We start from the raw sequence: 2748 nt of genomic DNA, 5'->3' as shown, positions 1-2748 counted from the left end.
CCTCGGCCGCCCGCCGGTAGGTGCGCACTTGCCCTGATTCCAGCGCGGCCACCACCCGCAGCCGCACTACCTCCCGCGTGGCAGGATGCAGCCGACGCGCGTCCTCAACCTCGATCACGCCCTGCCAACGAGCAGGCAACTCAACCGTTCCGGATCAATATCTTGGAAGGCTACAGACGTACATGCAACAAAGCAGACATCTGCGTCCAAGTACAGGTGGGATGTCAGTTCCCGGCGAGCTTCTATAAAGGATTCCAAAGCATCGATGGGGTCACCCTGCACAAGCGAGTCCCAGGAGTCCTCCAAATGAGTCAGAAAGGTCGGCTCTGGTTCTTCCTCGGGCACGTACCTGTACTGTGCCGCAACTCGGCGCTCCTCCGTGGATGTCCACGACGCGGTGTCAAGAGTCGGGGCCTTTTGTTCATCCGCTCCCAGGTATGTGACCTTCTGCATGACACTCATAGTCGTCACATTGTTGAGCAGCTTGTTCCCGCCGAACAGCTTGGACGAGGATCCGCCATGGCTGGCCTTCTTACTCGATCCTGAGCAGGTGTTTTTTGCTGCGTCGCACTTGACGATACCTGTGGCGAGTTCGGTGGGGTCGGAATGGGAAACCGGGGTTGTTGTTGGCGTAGGTGTAGCCCTGCATCTGGTCGGGGTCTGTGGGGTCCATGAGGGGGTCGACGCTGATGAAGCGGCCTAGCCTCGATGTTTCGTGATGGTCCGCCGACGGAGTCGGCGGACCATCACGCGTTCTGTTCCTGAGCCCGGGCAGGTCGGCGGCCCGGCTGTCGCGTCGGGTGGGCGCCGGGTTCCACTGCTCCGGGCTGGGTCCTCTTTTCGCAGGGGCAGGCGAATCCGCTGGTCAGTCGGGAGCCGGCAGGAGTGCGAGCCGTTCGAGGGCGCCGGTGACCGTGTGGGTCCAGGGCCAGTGCCGGGCCAGCCGGAGGATGCGGCGGCGGCCGGTGGTGACGAGTTGTCCGGCCGCGGTGAACAGGCGAAGCCGCAGGCGTCGGGGCTCCCAGAGGCGGGCGGTGCCGGTGAGCGCGAGCATCGGCATCCAGGCCAGCAGATCGAGAGCGATCTGGACGATCTCCAGCCAGATCCGGTTCTGGGCGGTGCGGTGCAGGGGCAGATTGCGCAGGCCGGTGGCCCGGGCGGCGCGGACGCGGTCCTCGGCCCTCGCTCGCAGCCGGTGGCGCAGCTCCAGCTCGGCGATCGGCCGGCCCGAGGTGTTGGTGGCGAAGCAGGTGATCCGATGGCCGTCCGCGTCCGTGAGCCGCAACTGGGCCCCGGGGATGCGGTCTTTCCTTGCGGACGATCAGCCGCATGCCCGCCGGCCAGCCGTGAAGGACGTCACCGGCCAGCTCGGCGACCCAGGCGCCGTCGCGGATCTCGCCGTCCGCCTCGAGGGCCGGAGTCCAGGTGGAGGCCGGGATCTTCAGGACACGCTGGCGGATCGCCTCGGTGACCGTCATGCCGACCGAGTAGGACAGCCACCGCCCGCGCTGCGCGAGCCAGGCGACGAACTCATGGGTGCCGCCGGCGGAGTCGGTCCGGATCAGCGTCCGCCGCCCGCGCCGGTAGCGCTTGGGCAGCTGGGCCAGGGCGAGCTGGACGGTGGTGATGTGGTCGGCGGCCGTGTTCGAGCCGGCGTTCCCGGGGCGCAGGAGGGCGGCGACGGGCCCGCCGGTGCCGCCCGGCCCGTGGTCGACGAAGGCCGTCAGCGGGTGATGGCCGTAGGTCTTCTTCCAGGTCGCGGCCGCGTCCTCCTTGTCCGAATGCGCGCTCACCAGGACGCCGTCGAGGTCGATCGTGACCTGTCCGTCGGTGTTGGGAGCTCGGTCGCCGGCCAGTGACCAGACCCGGCTGNAGCGGGTGATGGCCGTAGGTCTTCTTCCAGGTCGCGGCCGCGTCCTCCTTGTCCGAATGCGCGCTCACCAGGACGCCGTCGAGGTCGATCGTGACCTGTCCGTCGGTGTTGGGAGCTCGGTCGCCGGCCAGTGACCAGACCCGGCTGCGGACCTCGGAGCGTGCGGCGCGGATGGCGGTCAGGGCCTTCTGGCCGGAGGCGGCGAGGGTGTCGATCAGACGGGAGACCGTGGGGTCGGAGGCCACCGGACCGAAGACGGCCGGCTCGGCCCGCAGCATGCCGACATCCGCGAGGCAGTCCCCGCCCAGCGCGACCGCCAGGGCGACATCCAGGAGGATCTTGCCGGGATCGTGGACGGCCCGCGGCTTGCACCACGGTGCCAGGGCTGCGGATATCGCCTGGTCCAGGCCCGTGGTGCGGACTGTCTCCACCAGCAGGACCGAACCGGCCTGCGAGACCACGTGACGGCCCTCCCCCAGGACACGGACACGCGGGTACGACGCGATAGGCTCTCTCACCTGGAAAGTGCTCTTTTCCTTGCAGCCAACAGGACCCTCAGCAAGTCCTATCGTTGCAGGTCAAGAGCACTTTCTGCGTTGCTGATCAACCCCCGGACAGGCCACTTCGTGAAAGCCCGAGGCTAGCCTCGGGCTTTCGCGAGGTGGGCTGTCCGACAGGCGGTCAGGTAAGCGAAAAGTGCCTCTGGCCAGCGAGAATGAGGATTGCTGAGGTCCTTGTTCCCGCTCCCGTCGGAGGCACTTTCCAGGTGAAGCAGCCTACCGGGTCCTACCCCCATGTCCGTGTCCAGGATGACGGCCGAGCCGCGGTCTCCCAGGCCGGTTCGGTCCTGCTGGTCGAAATGGTCCGCAAGACCG

1 pseudogene is annotated in these 2748 nt (G+C 67.6%); it reads right to left on the bottom strand.

What is annotated here, in order from left to right:
- Positions 1-865: 865 nt before the first annotated feature.
- Positions 866-2379: pseudogene (locus GQS09_RS27850) on the bottom strand (IS1380 family transposase).
- Positions 2380-2748: the final 369 nt, after the last annotated feature.

It is taken from the genome of Streptomyces sp. YIM 98790 (genome assembly GCF_011421595.1).
Lineage (GTDB): Bacteria > Actinomycetota > Actinomycetes > Streptomycetales > Streptomycetaceae > Streptomyces.
The sequence above is the reverse complement of the archived record's forward strand: the minus strand, read 5'-3'. Positions and strand labels throughout refer to the sequence as shown.